Annotated in this window: 17 protein-coding genes; 6 read left to right on the top strand and 11 right to left on the bottom strand. The window is 72.2% G+C overall.

Annotated features, from left to right (window positions below; all coding sequences use genetic code 11):
- Window positions 1-207 precede the first annotated feature (207 nt).
- The 8 genes from QCN29_RS10125 to rsmI all read right to left on the bottom strand — a co-directional run bounded on the left by QCN29_RS10125 (window position 208) and on the right by rsmI (window position 9,852).
- Window positions 208-2,028: an ABC-F family ATP-binding cassette domain-containing protein gene (locus tag QCN29_RS10125; protein WP_240139920.1), complete on the bottom strand. Its 1,821-nt coding sequence runs from the start codon at window positions 2,026-2,028 to the stop codon at window positions 208-210.
- Window positions 2,029-2,431: 403 nt separating this feature from the next.
- The gene (locus QCN29_RS10120) at window positions 2,432-3,787 is read right to left on the bottom strand and encodes an acyltransferase family protein (protein ID WP_279927437.1); all 1,356 of its coding nucleotides are present in this window, start codon (window positions 3,785-3,787) and stop codon (window positions 2,432-2,434) included.
- Window positions 3,788-3,911: 124 nt separating this feature from the next.
- The gene (locus QCN29_RS10115; protein ID WP_279927435.1) at window positions 3,912-4,805 is read right to left on the bottom strand and encodes a 4-(cytidine 5'-diphospho)-2-C-methyl-D-erythritol kinase; all 894 of its coding nucleotides are present in this window, start codon (window positions 4,803-4,805) and stop codon (window positions 3,912-3,914) included.
- The gene (gene rsmA, locus QCN29_RS10110) at window positions 4,802-5,638 is read right to left on the bottom strand and encodes a 16S rRNA (adenine(1518)-N(6)/adenine(1519)-N(6))-dimethyltransferase RsmA (protein ID WP_279927473.1); all 837 of its coding nucleotides are present in this window, start codon (window positions 5,636-5,638) and stop codon (window positions 4,802-4,804) included. Before rsmA ends, QCN29_RS10115 begins: the two co-directional genes overlap by 4 nt.
- A 191-nt stretch (window positions 5,639-5,829) precedes the next feature.
- Window positions 5,830-7,170 carry a resuscitation-promoting factor gene (locus QCN29_RS10105; RefSeq protein WP_279927434.1) on the bottom strand — a complete coding sequence of 447 codons (1,341 nt, stop codon included), beginning with the start codon at window positions 7,168-7,170 and terminating at the stop codon, window positions 5,830-5,832.
- Between the two features lie 246 nt (window positions 7,171-7,416).
- Window positions 7,417-8,286, bottom strand: a complete 870-nt coding sequence (locus QCN29_RS10100) for a TatD family hydrolase (RefSeq protein WP_279927433.1) — start codon at window positions 8,284-8,286, stop codon at window positions 7,417-7,419.
- A 45-nt stretch (window positions 8,287-8,331) separates the two neighbouring features.
- The gene (locus tag QCN29_RS10095) at window positions 8,332-8,820 is read right to left on the bottom strand and encodes a hypothetical protein (protein WP_279927432.1); all 489 of its coding nucleotides are present in this window, start codon (window positions 8,818-8,820) and stop codon (window positions 8,332-8,334) included.
- 153 nt (window positions 8,821-8,973) lie between these two features.
- Entirely contained in the window at window positions 8,974-9,852 is an 879-nt protein-coding gene (rsmI, locus tag QCN29_RS10090) for a 16S rRNA (cytidine(1402)-2'-O)-methyltransferase (RefSeq protein WP_279927430.1), read from the bottom strand.
- 129 nt (window positions 9,853-9,981) lie between these two features.
- On the opposite strand from rsmI, the gene QCN29_RS10085 reads away from it, so the two are divergent.
- Entirely contained in the window at window positions 9,982-11,706 is a 1,725-nt protein-coding gene (locus QCN29_RS10085) for a dolichyl-phosphate-mannose--protein mannosyltransferase (RefSeq protein WP_279927429.1), read from the top strand.
- Between the two features lie 142 nt (window positions 11,707-11,848).
- Window positions 11,849-13,495, top strand: coding sequence for a penicillin-binding transpeptidase domain-containing protein (locus QCN29_RS10080; protein WP_279927427.1), 1,647 nt, complete (start codon window positions 11,849-11,851; stop codon window positions 13,493-13,495).
- 65 nt (window positions 13,496-13,560) lie between these two features.
- On the opposite strand, the gene QCN29_RS10075 is transcribed toward QCN29_RS10080, so the two are convergent.
- The gene (locus QCN29_RS10075) at window positions 13,561-13,938 is read right to left on the bottom strand and encodes a hypothetical protein (protein ID WP_279927426.1); all 378 of its coding nucleotides are present in this window, start codon (window positions 13,936-13,938) and stop codon (window positions 13,561-13,563) included.
- On the bottom strand, window positions 13,935-14,522 hold the full coding sequence (locus tag QCN29_RS10070; protein ID WP_240138020.1) for a TetR/AcrR family transcriptional regulator: 588 nt from the start codon (window positions 14,520-14,522) through the stop codon (window positions 13,935-13,937). Before QCN29_RS10070 ends, QCN29_RS10075 begins: the two co-directional genes overlap by 4 nt.
- A gap of 91 nt (window positions 14,523-14,613) precedes the next feature.
- On the opposite strand from QCN29_RS10070, the gene QCN29_RS10065 reads away from it, so the two are divergent.
- Both QCN29_RS10065 and QCN29_RS10060 read left to right on the top strand, forming a co-directional pair.
- Window positions 14,614-14,901, top strand: a complete 288-nt coding sequence (locus tag QCN29_RS10065) for a hypothetical protein (protein ID WP_279927425.1) — start codon at window positions 14,614-14,616, stop codon at window positions 14,899-14,901.
- A complete protein-coding gene (locus tag QCN29_RS10060; protein WP_279927424.1) occupies window positions 14,898-15,755 on the top strand; it encodes a DMT family transporter in 858 nt (285 codons plus the stop codon). The genes QCN29_RS10065 and QCN29_RS10060 overlap by 4 nt, the downstream gene beginning before the upstream one ends.
- 79 nt (window positions 15,756-15,834) lie before the next feature.
- Here QCN29_RS10060 and QCN29_RS10055 read toward each other — a convergent pair whose 3' ends face one another.
- The gene (locus tag QCN29_RS10055) at window positions 15,835-16,992 is read right to left on the bottom strand and encodes a GDSL-type esterase/lipase family protein (protein ID WP_279927423.1); all 1,158 of its coding nucleotides are present in this window, start codon (window positions 16,990-16,992) and stop codon (window positions 15,835-15,837) included.
- A 282-nt stretch (window positions 16,993-17,274) separates the two neighbouring features.
- Between QCN29_RS10055 and QCN29_RS10050 the strand changes: the two genes are divergently transcribed.
- Together QCN29_RS10050 and QCN29_RS10045 are read left to right on the top strand one after the other, a co-directional pair.
- Window positions 17,275-17,508 (top strand): hypothetical protein, encoded by a 234-nt coding sequence (locus QCN29_RS10050; protein ID WP_240138024.1) that lies wholly within the window; start codon window positions 17,275-17,277, stop codon window positions 17,506-17,508.
- Between the two features lie 82 nt (window positions 17,509-17,590).
- Window positions 17,591-17,719, top strand: a complete 129-nt coding sequence (locus tag QCN29_RS10045) for a hypothetical protein (protein ID WP_279927421.1) — start codon at window positions 17,591-17,593, stop codon at window positions 17,717-17,719.
- Window positions 17,720-17,752 lie beyond the last annotated feature (33 nt).

Genomic DNA, 17,752 nt, shown 5'->3' with positions numbered 1-17,752 from the left:
CGAGAGGCCGGGGCCGGAACGGAGCGATTCGGACAGTGGACTTCCGCTGTATCACGTCAGTCGAGCGGGGTCTCTTTCTATCACCCGCTAGCGCACACGCCCGGGCCGGTCCTGCCCTGTTCCAAAGGGAGGACCGGCCTGTGATGGGGTTGTTACGCGCTTTGCACGGCGTCTCTACGAGCTGTCCGCGCTCTTCTCACCGGGCCCTCAGCCCTGGGCGTCTTCGGCGAGTTCCAGCCAGCGCAGTTCCAACGTTTCCCGCTCGGCGGCGAGTTCCCGGAGTTCGGCGTCCAGCTCCGCCACCTTCTCGAAGTCGGTGGCGTGGTCGGCCATGGCGGAGTGCAGCGCGGACTCCCGGCCGGAGACCTTGTCGAGCTGCCGCTCGACCTTCTGGAGCTCCTTCTTGGCGGCCCGGGCGTCTGCGGCCGATCTGCCCTTGGCCGCGGGGGCCGTCTCGGCGGACTGCGCGGCCGGCGCGGGCGCCGCGGCCTCCACCATCTTCTGCCGCCGCTCCAGATACTCCTCGATGCCCCGGGGCAGCATGCGCAGGGCGCCGTCGCCGAGGAGCGCGAACACCCGGTCCGTGGTCCGCTCGATGAAGAATCGGTCGTGCGAGATGACGACGAGCGTGCCGGGCCAGCCGTCGAGGAGGTCCTCCAGCTGGGTCAGCGTCTCGATGTCGAGGTCGTTGGTCGGCTCGTCGAGGAAGAGGACGTTGGGCTCGTCCATCAGCAGCCGCAGCAGTTGGAGCCGACGCCGCTCGCCGCCCGACAGATCGCCGACCGGGGTCCACTGCTTCTCCTTGGTGAAGCCGAACCGCTCGCACAGCTGACCCGCCGTCATCTCGCGGCCCTTGCCCAGATCGACGCGGTCGCGCACCCGCTGTACGGCCTCCAGCACCCGCAGTTCCTCGTCGAGTTCGGCGACCTCCTGGGAGAGGTACGCCAGCCGTACGGTCTTGCCGACAACGATCCGTCCGGCCGCGGGCTGCGTGTCGCCGCCGGTGCGCGCGGCCTCGGCGAGCGCCCTCAGCAGCGAGGTCTTGCCCGCGCCGTTGACGCCGACGAGACCGATGCGGTCCCCGGGCCCGAGCTGCCATGTCAGACGCGTCAGCAGCGCCTTGGGCCCGGCCTGGATGCCGACGTCCTCCAGGTCGAACACCGTCTTGCCGAGCCGGGCGCCCGCGAACCGCATCAGCTCGGAGGCGTCCCGGGGCGGCGGCACATCGGCGATCAGCTCGTTGGCCGCCTCGATGCGGTAGCGCGGCTTGGAGGTGCGCGCGGGCGCGCCCCGGCGCAGCCAGGCCAGTTCCTTGCGGATCAGGTTCTGCCGCTTGGCCTCCTCGACGGCGGCGATGCGTTCGCGTTCGGCGCGGGCGAAAACGTAGTCGCTGTACCCGCCCTCGTACTCGTACACCGTGCCGCGCTGCACATCCCACATCCGGGTGCACACCTGGTCGAGGAACCAGCGGTCGTGGGTGACGCAGACCAGTGCCGAACGGCGCGCCTGGAGATGGCGGGCGAGCCAGGCGATGCCCTCGACGTCGAGGTGGTTCGTCGGCTCGTCGAGGACGATCAGGTCCTGCTCGGCGATGAGCAGCTTGGCGAGGGCGATGCGCCGCCGCTCGCCGCCGGACAGCGGGCCGATGACGGTGTCCAGCCCCTGCGGGAAGCCGGGCAGGTCGAGGCCGCCGAAGAGTCCGGTGAGAACGTCCCGGATCTTGGCGTTGCCCGCCCACTCGTGGTCGGCGAGGTCGCCGATCACCTCGTGCCGGACGGTCGCCGCCGGGTCGAGCGAGTCGTGCTGGGTGAGCACCCCGAGACGCAGCCCGCCGCTGTGCGTGACCCGCCCGCCGTCGGGCTCCTCCAGCTTGGCGAGCATCCGGATGAGGGTGGTCTTCCCGTCGCCGTTGCGTCCGACGACGCCGATGCGGTCCCCCTCCGAGACACCGAGGGAGACGCCGTCGAGCAGGGCACGGGTGCCGTACACCTTGCCGACCGCCTCGACATTGACCAGATTGACCGCCATCTCACTCCATGCCATGCCGCCGTCGTGCTGAACCGGCTCCCAGCCTAGTGCCGCGGCCGCGGCGTCCGGCCGGCAAGGGCGTCGTCCGGCGGCCGGAGCGCCTCCCGTGCCCGAAGGGCCGCGGGGAAAGCGTGTGTGCGGGCGGGGCGGCGCGACGGCACACGGCTTGCGGGAGGCGGCTCGGCGGCCTGGTGAAGTCCGGCTCGGTGCGGCAGCGCCCCGAGGGGCGCGGGGCGCTGCCGGTGCGCGGCTCCGCATCGGTGCGCGTCTCCGCCGCGTGGGCGCGACCGGCTCACGGCACACCCCGGGGTCGCCCCAGGCGGCGGCTCCGCCGCGTGGGCGCGACCGGCCGCGATGCCCCGCACACACCCGACGGGCGGTCGCGGGCTCTTCCCGCAGAACCTCAGTCGCGCGCGACCAGCCACCAGCCCGCCAGCGCCATGGCAACGGCCGCGGGCGCGCTCACGTCGACGGCGACGAGGGTCGCGGTACGGCCTTCGAGGAGTCCGGCGAAGCCGACCATGGACAGGCCGAGGATGCCGAACAGGCAGAGGACGACGCCGAGGGCGGCCGGGGCGGCGCTGCGGTCGCGTATGCCCGGGGCGGGCGAGGCGGCCGGAACGGGCAGGGCTGCCGAGGCTGCCGGGTCGGGCCTTTCCAAGCCGCGGAACACGGCGACGAGCAGGGCGGTGAGCACGGCGGCGGCCCCCAGCCGCAGCGGGGCCTGCGCCCACCAGGCGGCGGAGGCGGGTGCGGGCAGCCGGGCGCCGGCGGCGAGCAGCGCGCCGTACACGCCCAGCATCGCCGTCAGATGCCACAGGAACGCGGTCATGGCGACGCCGTTCGCGGCGATGACGGCCCGCCATGCGCGGGGCCGCGCGACCAGCCGGCCGCCCGGCCCCCTCAGCAGCTCGACCGCGCCGACGAGCCACACGCCGTGGCAGAGCAGGGCGAGCGTGGGCGGGGCCATGTTGGAGACCTTCTCGCCGGGCATCCCGACCATGCTGAGGGGATACGGCCCGAACGCGACGAGCGTCGCGGCCCCGGCGAGACCGGCGGCGGCCAGAGCGGCGGGCACGCCCGGCGTGCGGAGCCGTCCATCGGCGCGGAGGAAGCCAAGTTGGTGGACGGCCAGCCAGACGAAGGCGAAGTTCAGGAACTCGACGTAAGGCGTGCCCGCGGCAAAGCGGAGCAGGTCCACGGCCGCGGCGGCCCCCAGCAGCGCGGCGAACGCGCCCCATCCGTACCGCTCGTGGAGCCGCAGCAGCGGAGGGGTGAGCGCCGCCATCGCCAGATAGATCCCGATGAACCACAGCGGCTGTGCGACCAGCCGCAGCGCCGTCCCGCCCAGCCCGCGCGACGCCGCGTCCCCCACGACCGCCTGCACGGCGAGCGCCCCCGCGCCCCATACGCCGATGAACGCCATCGTGGGCCGCAGCAGCCGCCGCAGCCGGGCACGCAGGAACACCGCGTACACGCCTGTCCGGGACCCGGGGTGCTTGCGCTGCAGCGACCGGTAGGACAGAGCGTGCGAGAACCCGCCCACGAAGAAGAACACCGGCATGATCTGCAGCACCCAGGTGAGCGGCTGCAGCCCGGGCACGACGGCGAGCAGATTCCCGACGCCGTCCCCGGTGACGGCGGCCATCAGCCAGTGCCCGAGGACCACGGTCCCCAGGGAGACGACCCTCAGCAGGTCGACATACCGGTCCCGTGTGCCGGGTGTGGTGGCGGCGAGCTCACGAACGCTGGTTCCCATGCGCGTACGGTGCCGGGGCGGAGCGGGCTTGGGTCAGCGCGCTCCTACTCATTCCGCGCCTGAGTACGGCCCGCCCCCGCCCTAGACGCCCGCCCCGGCGGGCCCCGGGGCGGGCGGTCACACGTCAGCGCACCGTCGCGCCCGCCGCGGGTGAGGACGCCGTACGGGCCGTGCGGCAGGTTCCGGAGGAGATCAGCGCCCGGGCGATGGCCTCCGCCGCGGTCGGGTCCTCGGCGAGGAAGGCCGTGGTGGGCCCGGAGCCGGAGACGAGGCCCGCGAGGGCGCCTGCGGCGAGGCCCGCGGAGAGGGTTTCGGAGAGGGCGGGGCGCAGGGACAGGGCCGCGTGCTGGAGGTCGTTCGAGAGGGTTTCGGCCAGTGCGCGCGCGTCGCCCGTGCGCAGCGCGTCGAGCAGCGCGGGCGAGGGCTGGGGCGCCGGGATGTCCGCACCGGCGGCGAGGCGGTCGAACTGGGCGTAGACCGCCGGGGTGGAAAGACCCCCGTCCGCCACCGCGAACACCCAGTGGAAGTCGCCGCCGACCGGCAGCTCGGTGAGCTGCTCACCCCGCCCGGTGCCCAGCGCCGCCCCGCCCACCAGGCTGAACGGCACATCGCTGCCCAACTCCGCGCACAGGGAGAGCAGTTCCTCGCGAGGCGTGGCCAGACCCCACAGCGCGTCACACGCCAGCAGCGCCCCCGCGCCGTCCGCGCTGCCGCCCGCCATTCCGCCCGCGACGGGGATGTCCTTGTCGATGTGGATGTGGACGGCGGGCTCGAGGCCGTGGCGCGCGGCGAGCAGCTCCGCGGCCCGCGCGGCCAGGTTCGTACGGTCCAGCGGCACCTGTCCCGCGTCCGGCCCGCTGCAGGTGACCTTCAGTTCGGCCGCGGGGGCGACCGTCACCTCGTCGTACAGCGCGACGGCGAGGAAGACGTTCGCCAGGTCGTGGAAGCCGTCCGGCCGCGCCGCGCCCACCGCCAGCTGGACGTTGACCTTCGCCGGCGCCCTTACCGTCACGCTCACGCCTTGGCCTCCGCGATCCGTGCGAACTCTTCGACTGTGAGGGATTCCCCTCTGGCCTGCGGGGAGATCCCCGCGGCGGTGAGCGCCGCCTCGGCCGCCGCGGGCGACCCGGCCCATCCGGCGAGCGCGGCCCGCAGCGTCTTGCGGCGCTGGGCGAAGGCCGCGTCGACGACGGCGAAGACCTGTTGCTTTGACGCGGAGGTGTCGACCGGCTCGGCGCGCCGCACCAGGGAGACCAGTCCCGAGTCGACGTTCGGCGCGGGCCAGAAGACATTGCGTCCGATGGCGCCGGCCCTCTTGACGTCCGCGTACCAGTTGGCCTTGACCGACGGCACGCCGTACACCTTGTTGCCGGGCCGGGCGGCGAGCCGGTCGGCGACCTCCGCCTGGACCATGACGAGTGTCCGCTCGATCGTCGGGAAGCGGTCGAGCATATGCAGCAGCACCGGCACGGCGACGTTGTACGGAAGGTTTGCGACGAGCGCGGTCGGCGGCGGCCCGGGCAGCTCCTCCACGAGCATCGCGTCGGAGTGGACGAGCGAGAAGCGCTCCGCGCGCTCGGGCAGGCGAGCCGCGACGGTGGCGGGCAGGGCCCCGGCCAGTACGTCGTCGATCTCGACGGCCGTCACCCGGTCCGCCGCCTCGAGCAGCGCCAGCGTCAGCGAGCCGAGCCCGGGGCCGACCTCGACGACCACGTCGTCGGGCCGCACCTCGGCGGTGCGGACGATCCGGCGGACGGTGTTGGCATCGATGACGAAGTTCTGGCCGCGCTGCTTGGTGGGGCGTACGTCCAGCGCCGCGGCCAGCTCGCGGACGTCGGCGGGGCCGAGCAGTGCGTCCTGCCCGGCGCCCTGAGATCCGGCGCCCTGAGGTCCGGCATCCGTCGGTCCAGGGTCCGTTGATCCGGCATCCGTCGCCCCGGGGTCCGTCGGTCCGGCATCCGTCGCCCCGGGGTCCGTCGGTCCGGCATCCGTCGCCCCGGGGTCCGTCGGTCCGGCGGCGCGGTCGTGGTGGTCAGTGGTGCTCACCGATACAGCCTACGGCCGCAGTGCGGCCAGGGAGCCGCCCCCCGCTGTACGTACAGCTTCTTCGCCCGGCGGGTCTGCTCCTCCGAGGAGGCGTCCTGCGCCACGCCCTCGCCGCCCAGCGTCCGCCAGGTCTGCCGGTCGAGCTGGTACAGCCCGCCGTACGTCCCCGAGGAGTCCACCGCTCCGGGACGGCCGCCGGACTCGCACTCCGCAAGCGCCTGCCAGTTCAGCCCGTCCACATCGGCGATCGAAGTGGGGCGCGGTCTGGTCCCCACCCGCACCAGCTGGGCGACCGGTGCGCGCACCACCTCGTCAGAGAGCTTGCGGGGCTTCTGCAGGACGCCGTTGACGGTGCGCAGGGCGTAGGTGACGCGGCGCGCGCCGGGTCTGCCCTGGCGTACGACGGCTTCGGTGCCGGCGAACAGCGTGTCGTCGAGGGTTTCGACCGTCTGGAAGGGGATGGCCTCCTCGCGGACCTGCCGGGAGCCGGTGATCCGCATCACGGTGATGGTCTGGCCGTCTCGCGGGAAGCTGTCGAGCGGCGCGGAGGCGGTGTCCTCGCCGCGCAGCACGATCCCGGCGGCGGCCAGCGCCCCGCGCACGGTGGCGGCGTTGGTGCGGACGGTGCGCTCGCGGCCGTCGGCCATGAAGGTCACGGCCCGTTCGGTGCGGACGAGCAGCGTCATCCCCTCGCGGGAGATCGGAGCGGAGCGCGAGGCGGACAGATACGCGCCCTCGGCCCGCACCCCGAGCTGGCGCAGCGCGCCGTCGACCGTGCGGGCGGTGGTCCAGACGCGGCGGCGGCGTCCGTCGAGGGTCAGGGTGAGGGGGCGGCCGTAGCGGACGACCACCTCGTCGCCGTCGGCGAGCGGTTCGCCGACGGCGGGCGAGACGAGGTCATGTGCGCCGGTGACGACGCCTTCGTCCGCCAGCAGCTCCGCGACGTCGTCCGCGTAGGTGTGCAGGGTGCGCGGTGTGCCGTCGACGCTGAGCCGGACCGCCTTGTCGCTGGCGACGAAGGCGGCGGCGCCGCCGGCGAGGAAGGCGACGACGAGAGCCTGGGGCACGAGCGGGACGAGCCGGTTCCGGCAGCGGATGCCGGCGCTGCCGCCGCCCGACTGCCCACGTCGGCGCGCGGCGTGCCGGGCGGCGGCGCGTCCACCCGCCGCGGGCGGCGGGGGCGACAGGGGCACAGGAAGCGGGGCGACCGCGGTCGCCGTGGCGGTGACCGCGTCGTACAGATCGAGGTCGTACGCGGTGTAGGCGTCGGGCGGCGGCTGAGCCCCCGGGACGCCGGCGACGGGACTGGCGCGGTGACTGCCCTGGGAATAGCTCACGACGCTCCGCTCCGTAAGGTCCGGTCCGTACCGGTCGGCCGGACGGACCGGACGGCATCGGGGACAGTTCGGGGGACAGTAACGGAGCGAGGGTCACTCTCCCAAGCCGTTCGACCACTCAGCGTTGTGTTCGCCGGACTTCCGCCCAGGATTCGAAAGCGCTCAGCAATCGGCGCTCAGCCATCGGCGCTCAGTAATCAACGCCCAGCAATCAGCGCCCAGTAGTCAACGCTCGGCGATGAGCGCTCAGTAGTCGAAGGCGCGGGCCGTGTTGCCGGCGATCGCGGCGGCCAGCGTTTCCTCGTCGAGCCCCTTGACCCGGGCCATCGCCCTCAGAGTGAGAGGGATCAGATAAGGCGCATTGGGCCGTCCGCGGTAGGGGACGGGCGTCAGGTAAGGGGCGTCGGTCTCGACGAGGACAAGCTCCGCCGGGGCGAGTGCCAGCGCGTCCCTGAGGGGCTGTGCGTTCTTGAAGGTCACATTGCCGGCGAAGGACATGAAGTAGCCGTTCGCCGCGCACTCCCGGGCCATGTCCGCGTCGCCGGAGTAGCAGTGGAAGACCGTGCGCTCGGGAGCGCCCTCCTCGGCGAGGATGCGCAGCACATCGGCGTGCGCCTCCCGGTCGTGGATGACCAGGGCCTTGCCGTGCCGCTTGGCGATCTCGATATGGGCGCGGAACGAGCGATCCTGGGCCGCCATGCCCTCCGGCCCGGTCCGGTAGTAGTCGAGGCCGGTCTCGCCGACGGCCCTGACCTGGTCGAGCCCGGCCAGCCGGTCGATCTCGGCGAGCGCGTCGTCGAGCGCCGCGTCCCCGCCTGCCTCCCGCGCGCCCTGTCGCGACCGGCCCTCGGGGTCCCCGTGCACGATGCGCGGGGCTTCGTTCGGGTGCAGGGCGACCGCCGCGTGCACGCTGTCGTACGCGGCGGCGGTGTCCGCGGCCCACTGCGAACCCTTCAGATCGCAGCCGACCTGCACGACGGCGGTCACACCGACCGCCGCGGCCCTGGCCAGCGCCTCCTCGACCGTGCCTTGCTGCATGTCGAGGTGGGTGTGCGAGTCGGCGACCGGCACGGTGAGCGGTTCGGGCAACGGCGGCGGAACGGACTTCGAACTCATGGGCGTGATCCTACGAGGGCCGAGTCGAGGGTCCCGCCCCGGCGGCTACGTCCTCTTCCTGCCCTGGAAGGGCTTCAGAAGGGCGGACAGGTGCCAGTGGACCAGCTCCGGCTGGGTCTCCGGCCGTGACGCCTCCGGAGCCGACGCCGCGGGCGCGGACGCCGCGGACCTGGCTGGGCGATGGGTCTCGGCGGCCCGCACCCGGGACGTCGGCAGCGGGCCGACGGTCGACACCGGCATCTCGTCGACGGGTCCTGTCGTGTCGGGCGCGGACTCGAAGAGATGGCTGAGCGAGGCCGAGGAGACCTGCCCCGCCTTCATGATCCGTATGACATGTCCTCCGCAGTTGGAGCAGTTCGGCCGCGAGAGGGGCGACGGAACCCGCCGCCCGCCGGACTTGTAGACGACGAAATCCTTCCCGGACGGGTCGGAGTGGTGCTCTATCTCGTACGACTGCTCCCAGCCGTGGCCGCATCCCATACAGGCGAAGGCGTATGACTCCCGGACCCCGGCGGCGCCTGTGATCTCACTCATGCCAGCTCCTCTCCACTGCATCCAGTGGACGCCGTTTCCGGCCGGAGCGCATCACGCCTGTCGAGAAATGGTGCGGCCTTGGGCGTCGCCATGCAAAAGGCAGTGCTGAAAGCCGGATGACACGGTCTGCGCTTTGCCTTTCACGATAGACCTTTACCGACCCGTGGGTGTCGGCCCCGCTGAGGCGTTCTTCGCCGCCACGACCGCGTCGAACACCTCGCGCTTCGGCAGCCCCGCCGCGGCGGCGACCGCCGCGATCGCCTCCTTGCGCCGCTCCCCCGCCTCCTCGCGCACCCGCACCCGGCGCACCAGCTCCGCCGCGTCCAGCTCCTCGGGGCCGGCCTCGGGGGCGCCGGCGACGACGACGGTGATCTCACCGCGTACTCCCTCGGCGGCCCAGGCGGCCAGTTCGCCCAAGGGCCCCCGCTTGACCTCCTCGTATGTCTTGGTCAGCTCACGGCACACGGCGGCGCGCCGCTCGGGGCCGAACACCTCGGCCATGGCGGCGAGCGTGTCGTCGAGCCGGTGCGGGGCCTCGAAGTAGACCAGCGTCCGGCGCTCACCCGCGACCTCCCGCAGCCGGCCGAGCCGCTCGCCCGCCTTGCGCGGCAGGAAGCCCTCGAAGCAGAAGCGGTCCACCGGCAGCCCGGACAGGGCGAGGGCGGTGAGCACAGCCGACGGGCCGGGCACCGCGGTGACCCTGACGTCCTGCTCTACCGCGGCGGCGACCAGCCGGTAGCCGGGGTCGGACACGGAGGGCATTCCGGCGTCCGTGACCAGCAGCACCCGCGCGCCGCCGGTCAGCGCCTCGACGAGTTCAGGGGTGCGGGCGGCCTCGTTGCCCTCGAAGTAGGAGACGACTCGCCCCTTGGTGTGCACGCCCAGGGCCTGGGTGAGCCGACGCAGCCGCCGGGTGTCCTCGGCGGCGACGATGTCGGCGTTCTCCAGCTCGGCGGCGAGGCGGGGCGGGGCGTCCGCGATATCGCCGATGGGGGTGCCTGCGAGTACCAGCGTTCCTGTCACACCGGACATCCTCGCAGGCGCGCGCACCGGGGCGGCCGCACCCGCCGCGGCGCGACCACGACGTCGTCGGGTCACCCTGCGGCACCCGTCGCACCGCTGCGGCGCTCCCCACACAGCCGCGTTCCCTACGATGGCGCGGTGACCAGTACCGCGCCACCGACCCTCAAGGGCATGGACGCCGGGCCGCCGCAGCCCGGCTGGCAGCAGCGGCTGCGCCGATTCGGCTATGCGCCCGGGCCCGTGATCGGCCTCCGGGAACGGCTGGCGCCCCCTTACGCCCGCCCGTCAGAACGGCTGTGGCCGGTGCTCGGCATCCCCCCGGCGGTCGCGGACCGACTGGTGCGCGCGTCCGCATGGGGCGGGCCGCTGCTGGTGGCACTGGTCGCGGGGCTGCTTCGGTTCTGGAACCTGGGCAGCCCCAGGGCGGTGATATTCGACGAGACCTACTACGCCAAGGACGCCTGGGCCCTGATCAACCAGGGGTACGAGGGCAGCTGGCCGAAGGACGTCGACAAGTCGATCCTCGCCGATCCCTCGAGCGTGGAGATCCCGGCCGACCCCGGCTATGTGGTGCATCCGCCGGTCGGCAAATGGGTCATCGGCATAGGCGAACAGCTCTTCGGCTTCACGCCGTTCGGCTGGCGTTTCATGGTCGCGCTGCTCGGCACCCTGTCGGTGCTGATGCTGTGCCGCATCGGCCGCAGGCTGTTCCGCTCCACGTTCCTCGGCTGTCTGGCGGGCGCGCTGCTGGCAGTGGACGGGCTGCACTTTGTGATGAGCCGCACTGCGCTGCTCGACCTGGTGCTGATGTTCTTCGTGCTGGCGGCGTTCGGCGCGCTGCTGATCGACCGCGACCGGGCCCGCGCCCGGCTGGCGGCGGCGCTGCCGGCCGATGCGGACGGGGTGCTGCGCCCCGACTCCTCGGTGGCGCAGAGCCTGCGCCTGGGCTGGCGGCCGTGGCGGCTGACCGCCGGCGTACTGCTGGGCCTGGCGGCGGGCACCAAGTGGAACGGCCTGTTCATCATGGCCGCTTTCTGTGTGATGTCCGTCCTGTGGGACGTCGGCGCACGCCGCACGGCGGGTGCGGTGCAGCCGTACAAGGCGGTGCTGGTCAAGGACCTCAGCCCTGCCTTCCTCGCCACGGTGCCGGTCGCCATCGCCACCTACATCGCCTCCTGGACCGGCTGGATCGTCACCGACAAGGGCTACTACCGCGACTGGGCGGCCACGGAGGGCAGGGACAGCGCCTGGAGCTGGCTGTTCCCGGACTGGTGGCGGAGCCTGTGGCACTACGAGGCCAAGGTCTTCGACTTCCACGTCGGGCTCACCTCGGGCCACACATACGAGTCCAACCCGTGGAGCTGGCTGGTGCTGGGCCGCCCGGTCTCCTACTTCTACGAGGACCCGGTCGCCGGCACGGCCGACTGCCCGGCGGACGTCGCCGACAAGTGCGCCCGCGAGGTGCTGGCACTGGGCACCCCGCTGCTGTGGTGGACGGCGTGCTTCGCGATCTGCTTCGTGCTGTGGCGCTGGCTGTTCCGCCGCGACTGGCGCGCGGGCGCGATCGCCTGCGCCATCGCGGCGGGCTGGGCGCCGTGGCTGCACTACCAGGAGCGGACGATCTTCCTCTTCTACGCCGTGGTGTTCGTGCCCTTCCTGTGTCTGGCGGTCGCGATGCTGATCGGCGCCCTGCTCGGCCCGGCGGGCTCCGACGACCGCCGACGGGCGATCGGGGCAATCGGCTCGGGTGTGCTGGTGCTGCTGATCATCTGGAACTTCATCTACTTCTGGCCGCTGTATACGGGGACGCCGATTCCGATAGAGGAATGGCGCAACCGAATGTGGCTCGATACGTGGGTGTGACTTCTCACCCATCGGTTCCGGTCCGGTAACACCCGTCTCATTCTTCGCTGCTGTCCCGTAGAGTTCCCCGGGCTCATTGCTTGAACATGTTCAAGTTATGCAACGGGGTTGAGCGAAGCTCTAGCGGAGGGGGAACTGCCAGATGCACGACGGAACCAAAATCGCCATCATCGGGGGCGTGTTCGCGGTCGCGACCGTGGGGATCGGATACGGCGCGTACGCGACGTTCCTGGACGGCGGGGCGAACGACGGCGGGAGCGACGGGGCGAGGACCACGTCCCAGTCGGCCCCCGGAGCGTCCGGGCCGCCCACGGCGGACGAGATCGAGAAGACCGCCGCGGACTTCCTCGCGGCCTGGGCGGACGGCGAGGCCGAGAAGGCCGCGCAACTGACTGACAACGCAGTAGCCGCCCAGCCGCTGCTGGCCGGCTACCGGAACCGTGCCCATGTCTCCGAGGCAGTGATCACACCGGGGAAGCCGACCGGCGCGAAGGTGCCGTTCACGGTCGAGGCGACGGTGTCGTACGACGGCCGGAGCAAGCCCTGGTCATACGCCTCCGAGCTGACCGTGGTGCGCGGCGTGACGACCGGCAGGCCGCTGGTCGACTGGCAGCCGACGGTGCTCCACCCGAAGCTCGCCGAGGGCGCGGAGCTGACGACGTCGGAGGCCAAGGCCCCGCCGATCGAGGCCGTGGATCACGCGGGCGTGGAGCTGACGAAGGAGAAGTACCCGTCGCTGGGCCCGATTCTGGACCAGCTCCGCAAGAAGTACGGGGAGCAGGCGGGCGGAACGGCCGGCGTGGAGCTGGCCGTCACGTCGTCCGATCCGAACTCCGCCGACCAGACGCTGCTGACGCTGACCGAGGGCAAGGCGGGCACGCTCCGGACGACGCTGGACGCGGGCGTGCAGGCGGCGGCCGAGCAGGCGGTGAAACGCTACGGCGGGGCCTCGGTCGTCGCCGTCAAGCCGAGCACCGGAGAGATACGGGCCGTTGCCAACAGCAAGCCGGACGGCTTCAACACGGCGCTGCAAGGCGGGCAGGCGCCCGGCTCCACGATGAAGATCGTGACCGCGGCGATGATGATGGACCGGGGGCTGGTGAACGGTCCGGGGTCGAGGGTGGAGTGCCCGGCGACGGTCTCCTGGGAAGGTGTCGTCTTCCACAATCTGAACGACTTCGGGTACCCGACCACCTCCTTCAGGAACGCCTTCGCCCAGTCCTGCAACAGCACCTTCATCAAGCCGATCAAGCCGCTGGGGGCGAGCGCACATACGGCGCTCGGCGAGACGGCGCGCAAGTACTTCGGCATCGGCGAGGTCTGGAACACCGGAGTCGCCACGTTCGACGGCGACGTCCCGGTCTCCGCTGGGGCGGAGACCGCCGCCTCGTACATCGGCCAGGGCAAGATCCGGATGAACGCCCTCAATATGGCGTCCATCGCGGCGACCGCCAAGAGCGGCTGGTTCAAGCAGCCGGTCATCGTGGCGAAGTCGCTCGACGACCGCGACATCGCCACCGCTCAGCCGCTGCCGCACTCGATCGCGCAGTCGCTGCGGACGATGATGAAGAGCACGGCCGTCTCCGGGACGGGCAAGGCGGCGATGAGCGGCGTGTCCGGCAACAAGGGCGCGAAGACCGGCTCCGCGGAGGTCGACGGACAGGGCTCGTCCAACAGCTGGTTCACCGCGTACGCCGGCGACCTCGCCGCCGCGGCGGTCGTCCAGGCGGGCGGGCACGGCGGGGACGCGGCAGGACCGGTGGTGGCCTCCGTGCTCAACGCCCGCTGAGACAAGCCGAGGAGGCGGCGGCGGAGAAAGCGGAGGAGGAGGCGGGCCGGTCGGGGCCCGGGGCTTCAGACCGCGCCGGCCGCCGTCAGCGCTGCCACCGGCAGCAGCAGCGTCCACTGTGGCAGCCGCAGCAGCGGCTTCGACCAGTCGGCCGCCAGCGTCACCGCCAGGAAGGCGGCCGCGTAGACGACGAAGTGAGCGGCTATCAGCCAGCCCATGGCGTCGCCGCCGGGCCGGTCGGACAGTGCCAGCCAGATCAGCGCGGCGGCGGCCAGCACCAGATCGGCGCTGACCATATGCCATACGGCGTGCAGGGTCCGGCGCGGCTCGGCGTTGATCGCGCCGGCCAGGAGCGGCCGGACGACGTCGCGTCCGCCGGCGACGATGTGCACCGCCGCGACTCCCGCGGCGGTGACGCCCGCGGTCAGATACCAGCCGTTCATCGAGCCTCGATTCCCCGGCCGACGATGGCGGCCAGTTGTGCGGCGAGCTGCGGACCGGCGGGTTCGCCGAGGAGCCCGGTGTGGAAGAAGACGGCCCCTGCGAGCGTGTCGAGCACCAGGTCGACCGGGAGGTCGGGGTCTGCCTCTCCGCGCTGCACCGCCCGCTCGAACAGCTCGACCAGACGCGACTTGGCAGGAGCCAGGAACTGCGAGCGGATACGGGCCCGCAGTTCGGGACGGGCGGCGAAGTCGGCCAGCAGGCCGGGCAGGGCGGCCGCTGCGCCCGGAGCGGTGAACTCCCGGACCAGGGCGTCCAGAAGCACGGTGAGGTCGCCCCTCAGTGTGCCCGTGTCCGGTACGGGGACGGCCTCCGTCTGGGTGAACACCGCCTCGTACACCAGCTCCGCTTTGCCGGACCACCGGCGGTAGACGGTGTCCTTGCCGACGCCGGCCCGGGCCGCCACCGCGCCGATGGAGGTCGCGGCATAGCCTGCCTCGGCCAGCAGTTCGGCCGTGGCGGTCAGGATCGCTTGATGTGCGCGGCTGTCGCGCGGCCGTCCGCGCGGTGCATCAGGAGCTGCCATGACAGTAACCATACGGGACGACCCGTATGGTTACCAGCTCTGACAGGAAAGCGGGTCGCATGGCCACTACAACGACCGCTAGCGTGCGCCCATGAGCGATGCGGAGTCCCCGGCCAACGCCCACCCACGGTTCACCGCCGCGCTGCGCGAGCCGAACCCGGACGTCGGGGTGCGGCGGCTCCCGGCCGCCACCCGGGCCGCCACCCGGACCGGTGCCCGGACCGCGGCGGCCACGGCCGTCGGCAGCAAGGCAGGCCAGACCGGCCAGACAGGCGAGACGGGCGGGGCCGTCGAGACGGGCGAGACGGGTCAGATCGTCAGGTCGCTGATCGCCCACGTCGGCGGGACCCCCCTGGACCTGCGCGAGCGCACGGCGTGACGCCGCTCGTCGCGGCGGCGGTGCTGCTCGCGGCGTTCACACACGCCGCCTGGAACGCCGTCGCCCACCACATCAAGGACCAACTGGTCGCCTTCACGCTGATATCCGGCGGCGGGGCGGTGCTCGGCATGGTGCTCGCCTGCCTCACGCCCCTGCCGGCGGCCGCCTCCTGGCCGTATCTGGTCGCCTCGGCGCTGCTGCACGTCGGCTATCAGACCCTGCTGATGCGGTCGTTCAGCCTCGGCGACTTCGGACAGATGTATCCGATCGCCCGCGGCACCGCCCCGCTGGTCGTCACCGTCCTCGCGGCCGTCTTCGTCGGCGAGACTCTGCACGGCTGGCAACTGGCGGGCGTCGCGGTCGCCTCGGCCGGTCTGGTGGGCCTCGCGCTGTGGGGCATCCGGGGCCGTGCGGGCGCGGCCCGCCCGCACGGCCCTGCCGTACTCGCCGCGCTGGCGACCGGCCTGATGATCGCCGCGTACACGGTCGTCGACGGCGTCGGGGTGCGCGCCTCCGGCACCCCGCTGGGCTTCATCGCCTGGCTGATGGTCCTACAGGGCCTGCTGATCCCGGCGTACGCCTTCTGTGTCCACCGCGGCACGCTCCCCGGCCTGCTCCGCCCGCACGCGGGCCGCGGCCTCCTCGGCGCGGCCCTGTCGATCGCCGCGTACAGCCTCGTCCTGTGGGCCCAGACCCGCGCTCCGCTGGCCCCGGTCGCGGCGCTGCGCGAGTCCTCCATCATCGTCGGCGCGGCGATCGGGGCCGTGTTCTTCAAGGAGCGCTTCGGGGTCCACCGGATCGCCGCGGCGAGCGTGATGGCCGTGGGCATCGGCCTGATGCTGCGCTTCGGCTGACTTCCGTTCGGCTGACTTCCGTTCGGCTGCCCGCCTTCAGCTGATCCCCGTTCCACTTCCCCCGTTCACACGCGGCCGCTCAGTACAGCCCGGTCAGATACATCCCGGAGGCCCCGTAACCCGCCGTGTTGCGACAGGCGTGGTTCCCGCTCGGCCGGCCCTGGATGAGCGCCAGGCACCGCTGCTGGGCCAACTGGCCGTAGTGGTTGGGGTGCATGGACTCCTGGATGGGCCCCTGGGTCTCATTGCTGTCGATCCACCGGACCCATTCGCTCGCCGCCGCCGACGGCGGCTGGCTCGCACTCACCAGGCGGCTGGCCTTGGCGCAGACCTCACGCCCCTGGAGCATGTCCCGCAGATCCAGGAACTGCGCGCCCTTGGCCGCGGCCACCGCCCTCAGCCGGTCGGCGAGCTGCGGAACCAGCCCGTCACGCGCCCAGTCGGCGTCCTTGTTCCAGAACGGGCAGCCGCCGGTGTGGACTCTGGACCAGCCGCTCTCCGAGTAGCGGTTCTCGCTGCCGCGCGGGATCGGGGAGGGGTACGACTGGAGGACGATCCGGTACGCGGAGGAGCTGTAGCCCGCCCCCGACATCACCGCGCGGATCTCGTCGACGGCCTTGCCGACGTCCGCCATCACCGCGTCGATCTTCGAGTCGACCACGGCCTGCTGGTCGTCGTGGCAGTACGAGTACCAGATGATGTAGTCCTTGGCGCACTTCTCGATGATCGACGCGAAGCCCAGGTCATTGCCGCCGATGGACAGCGCGATCGTCTCGACGTCGTAGGAGGCGGCGACGGCCGCGAGCTGATCGGCCTGCGGAGCCTCGCCCTTGAACCACTGACCGCCGTTCGACGCCCGGAACACATTGCGCGTCGTCGCGCCCGAGCAGGCGAGGTTGACGACCGTGTCGGCCGCGCCCGCGGCGCCCTGCACCTCGGCGGAGTCGGAGCGGTGGCATCCGTTGGCCGCGGTCTGGCCGTACACCCGGCTCGGGTCGTATCCGCTCCCGGTCCACGCCCGGTCGGTGCCGGCCCGGCTGCCGCTGTTGGTCAGGCTGTTGCCCCGCCAACGGCCGGCCTCGCCGGAGATGTAACTGTCCCCCATGGACACGACGGCCGTGGGCCCGTACCCGGGACTGGCCGCGGCCGTCCCCGCCAAGCCCTGACCGAGGGCGGCGAGCCCCACGCCGACCGCGAGAGCCGCCCGGACCCAGGCGCGTCCGCGGCGCGGAACCAATCTGCTGACAGTGCGAAATCCGGACACGGCGGAACCCCATTGTTCGACCACGCCAGAGGTCGCAAACAGGACACCTCTGACGTCAGGCATACGGATATGACGAGGCCGCCGGCCGGTGGCATGCGGGAATCTCGCACGCCATGGCTTGTTACCGCTAGGTACAGCAAGGTCTCTTTTCGGTCACGCGGGCTGCCGTGCCCTTTTGCCGACGGGCGCGTTCCACCTTGCGGAAGCACGTGTGTGAAATCGTTCGGATACGGCTCGACTGCAAGGAGGCCACAGGTGGCAGGTTTTTTGGACCGGGCTAAGGAACAGGCTCAATCCGCCCTGAACCAGGGCAAGCAGAAAGTCGACGAGGTCCAGGCGCAGCGGGCCGGAAACGACCTGCTGAAGCGCCTCGGAGCCGCCTACTACGCGGAGAAGAGGGGCAACGGCGCCCCGGACGCCACACAGCAGGCATTGAGCGCCCTCGAGGCCCACATCGCGACGCACGGGGACGGCTTCCTGCGCGGCTGACCCGCCCCCGCCCGCCCCCACTCGCCGCGGCGGCGAAACGACCGCCGCCCTGCCACAGGAAGGCCCTCACAGCGTCATCGCTGTGAGGGCCGACTCGTCAGCCGTCCCAAAGGCGATCAGCGACGACGACTTCGCCGAGCAGGAGGTCGCCCGGCTCGTCGCGCTCGGCATCCGCTGCCCACCCCGCGGCGGCGCGGTCCCATCCCCTTGACGAAAGAGATAGGGGCACCCCCCGCACCCCCGG

Origin of the sequence: Streptomyces chengmaiensis (assembly GCF_029846775.1) — a bacterium.
Taxonomy (GTDB): domain Bacteria; phylum Actinomycetota; class Actinomycetes; order Streptomycetales; family Streptomycetaceae; genus Streptomyces; species Streptomyces chengmaiensis.
Note: the sequence above shows the minus strand (reverse complement) of the source record. Positions and strands in the feature narration are given on the sequence as shown.

Coding starts and splice junctions, on each gene's coding strand:
- QCN29_RS10095 (WP_279927432.1), bottom strand. CDS start 8,820: ATGAGTGAGATCACAGGCGCCGCCGGGGTCCGGGAGTCATACGCCTTC.
- QCN29_RS10120 (WP_279927437.1), bottom strand. CDS start 3,787: ATGGGAACCAGCGTTCGTGAGCTCGCCGCCACCACACCCGGCACACGG.
- QCN29_RS10070 (WP_240138020.1), bottom strand. CDS start 14,522: ATGGCAGCTCCTGATGCACCGCGCGGACGGCCGCGCGACAGCCGCGCA.
- QCN29_RS10075 (WP_279927426.1), bottom strand. CDS start 13,938: ATGAACGGCTGGTATCTGACCGCGGGCGTCACCGCCGCGGGAGTCGCG.
- rsmI (WP_279927430.1), bottom strand. CDS start 9,852: ATGTCCGGTGTGACAGGAACGCTGGTACTCGCAGGCACCCCCATCGGC.
- QCN29_RS10100 (WP_279927433.1), bottom strand. CDS start 8,286: ATGAGTTCGAAGTCCGTTCCGCCGCCGTTGCCCGAACCGCTCACCGTG.
- QCN29_RS10080 (WP_279927427.1), top strand. CDS start 11,849: ATGCACGACGGAACCAAAATCGCCATCATCGGGGGCGTGTTCGCGGTC.
- QCN29_RS10125 (WP_240139920.1), bottom strand. CDS start 2,028: ATGGCGGTCAATCTGGTCAATGTCGAGGCGGTCGGCAAGGTGTACGGC.
- QCN29_RS10065 (WP_279927425.1), top strand. CDS start 14,614: ATGAGCGATGCGGAGTCCCCGGCCAACGCCCACCCACGGTTCACCGCC.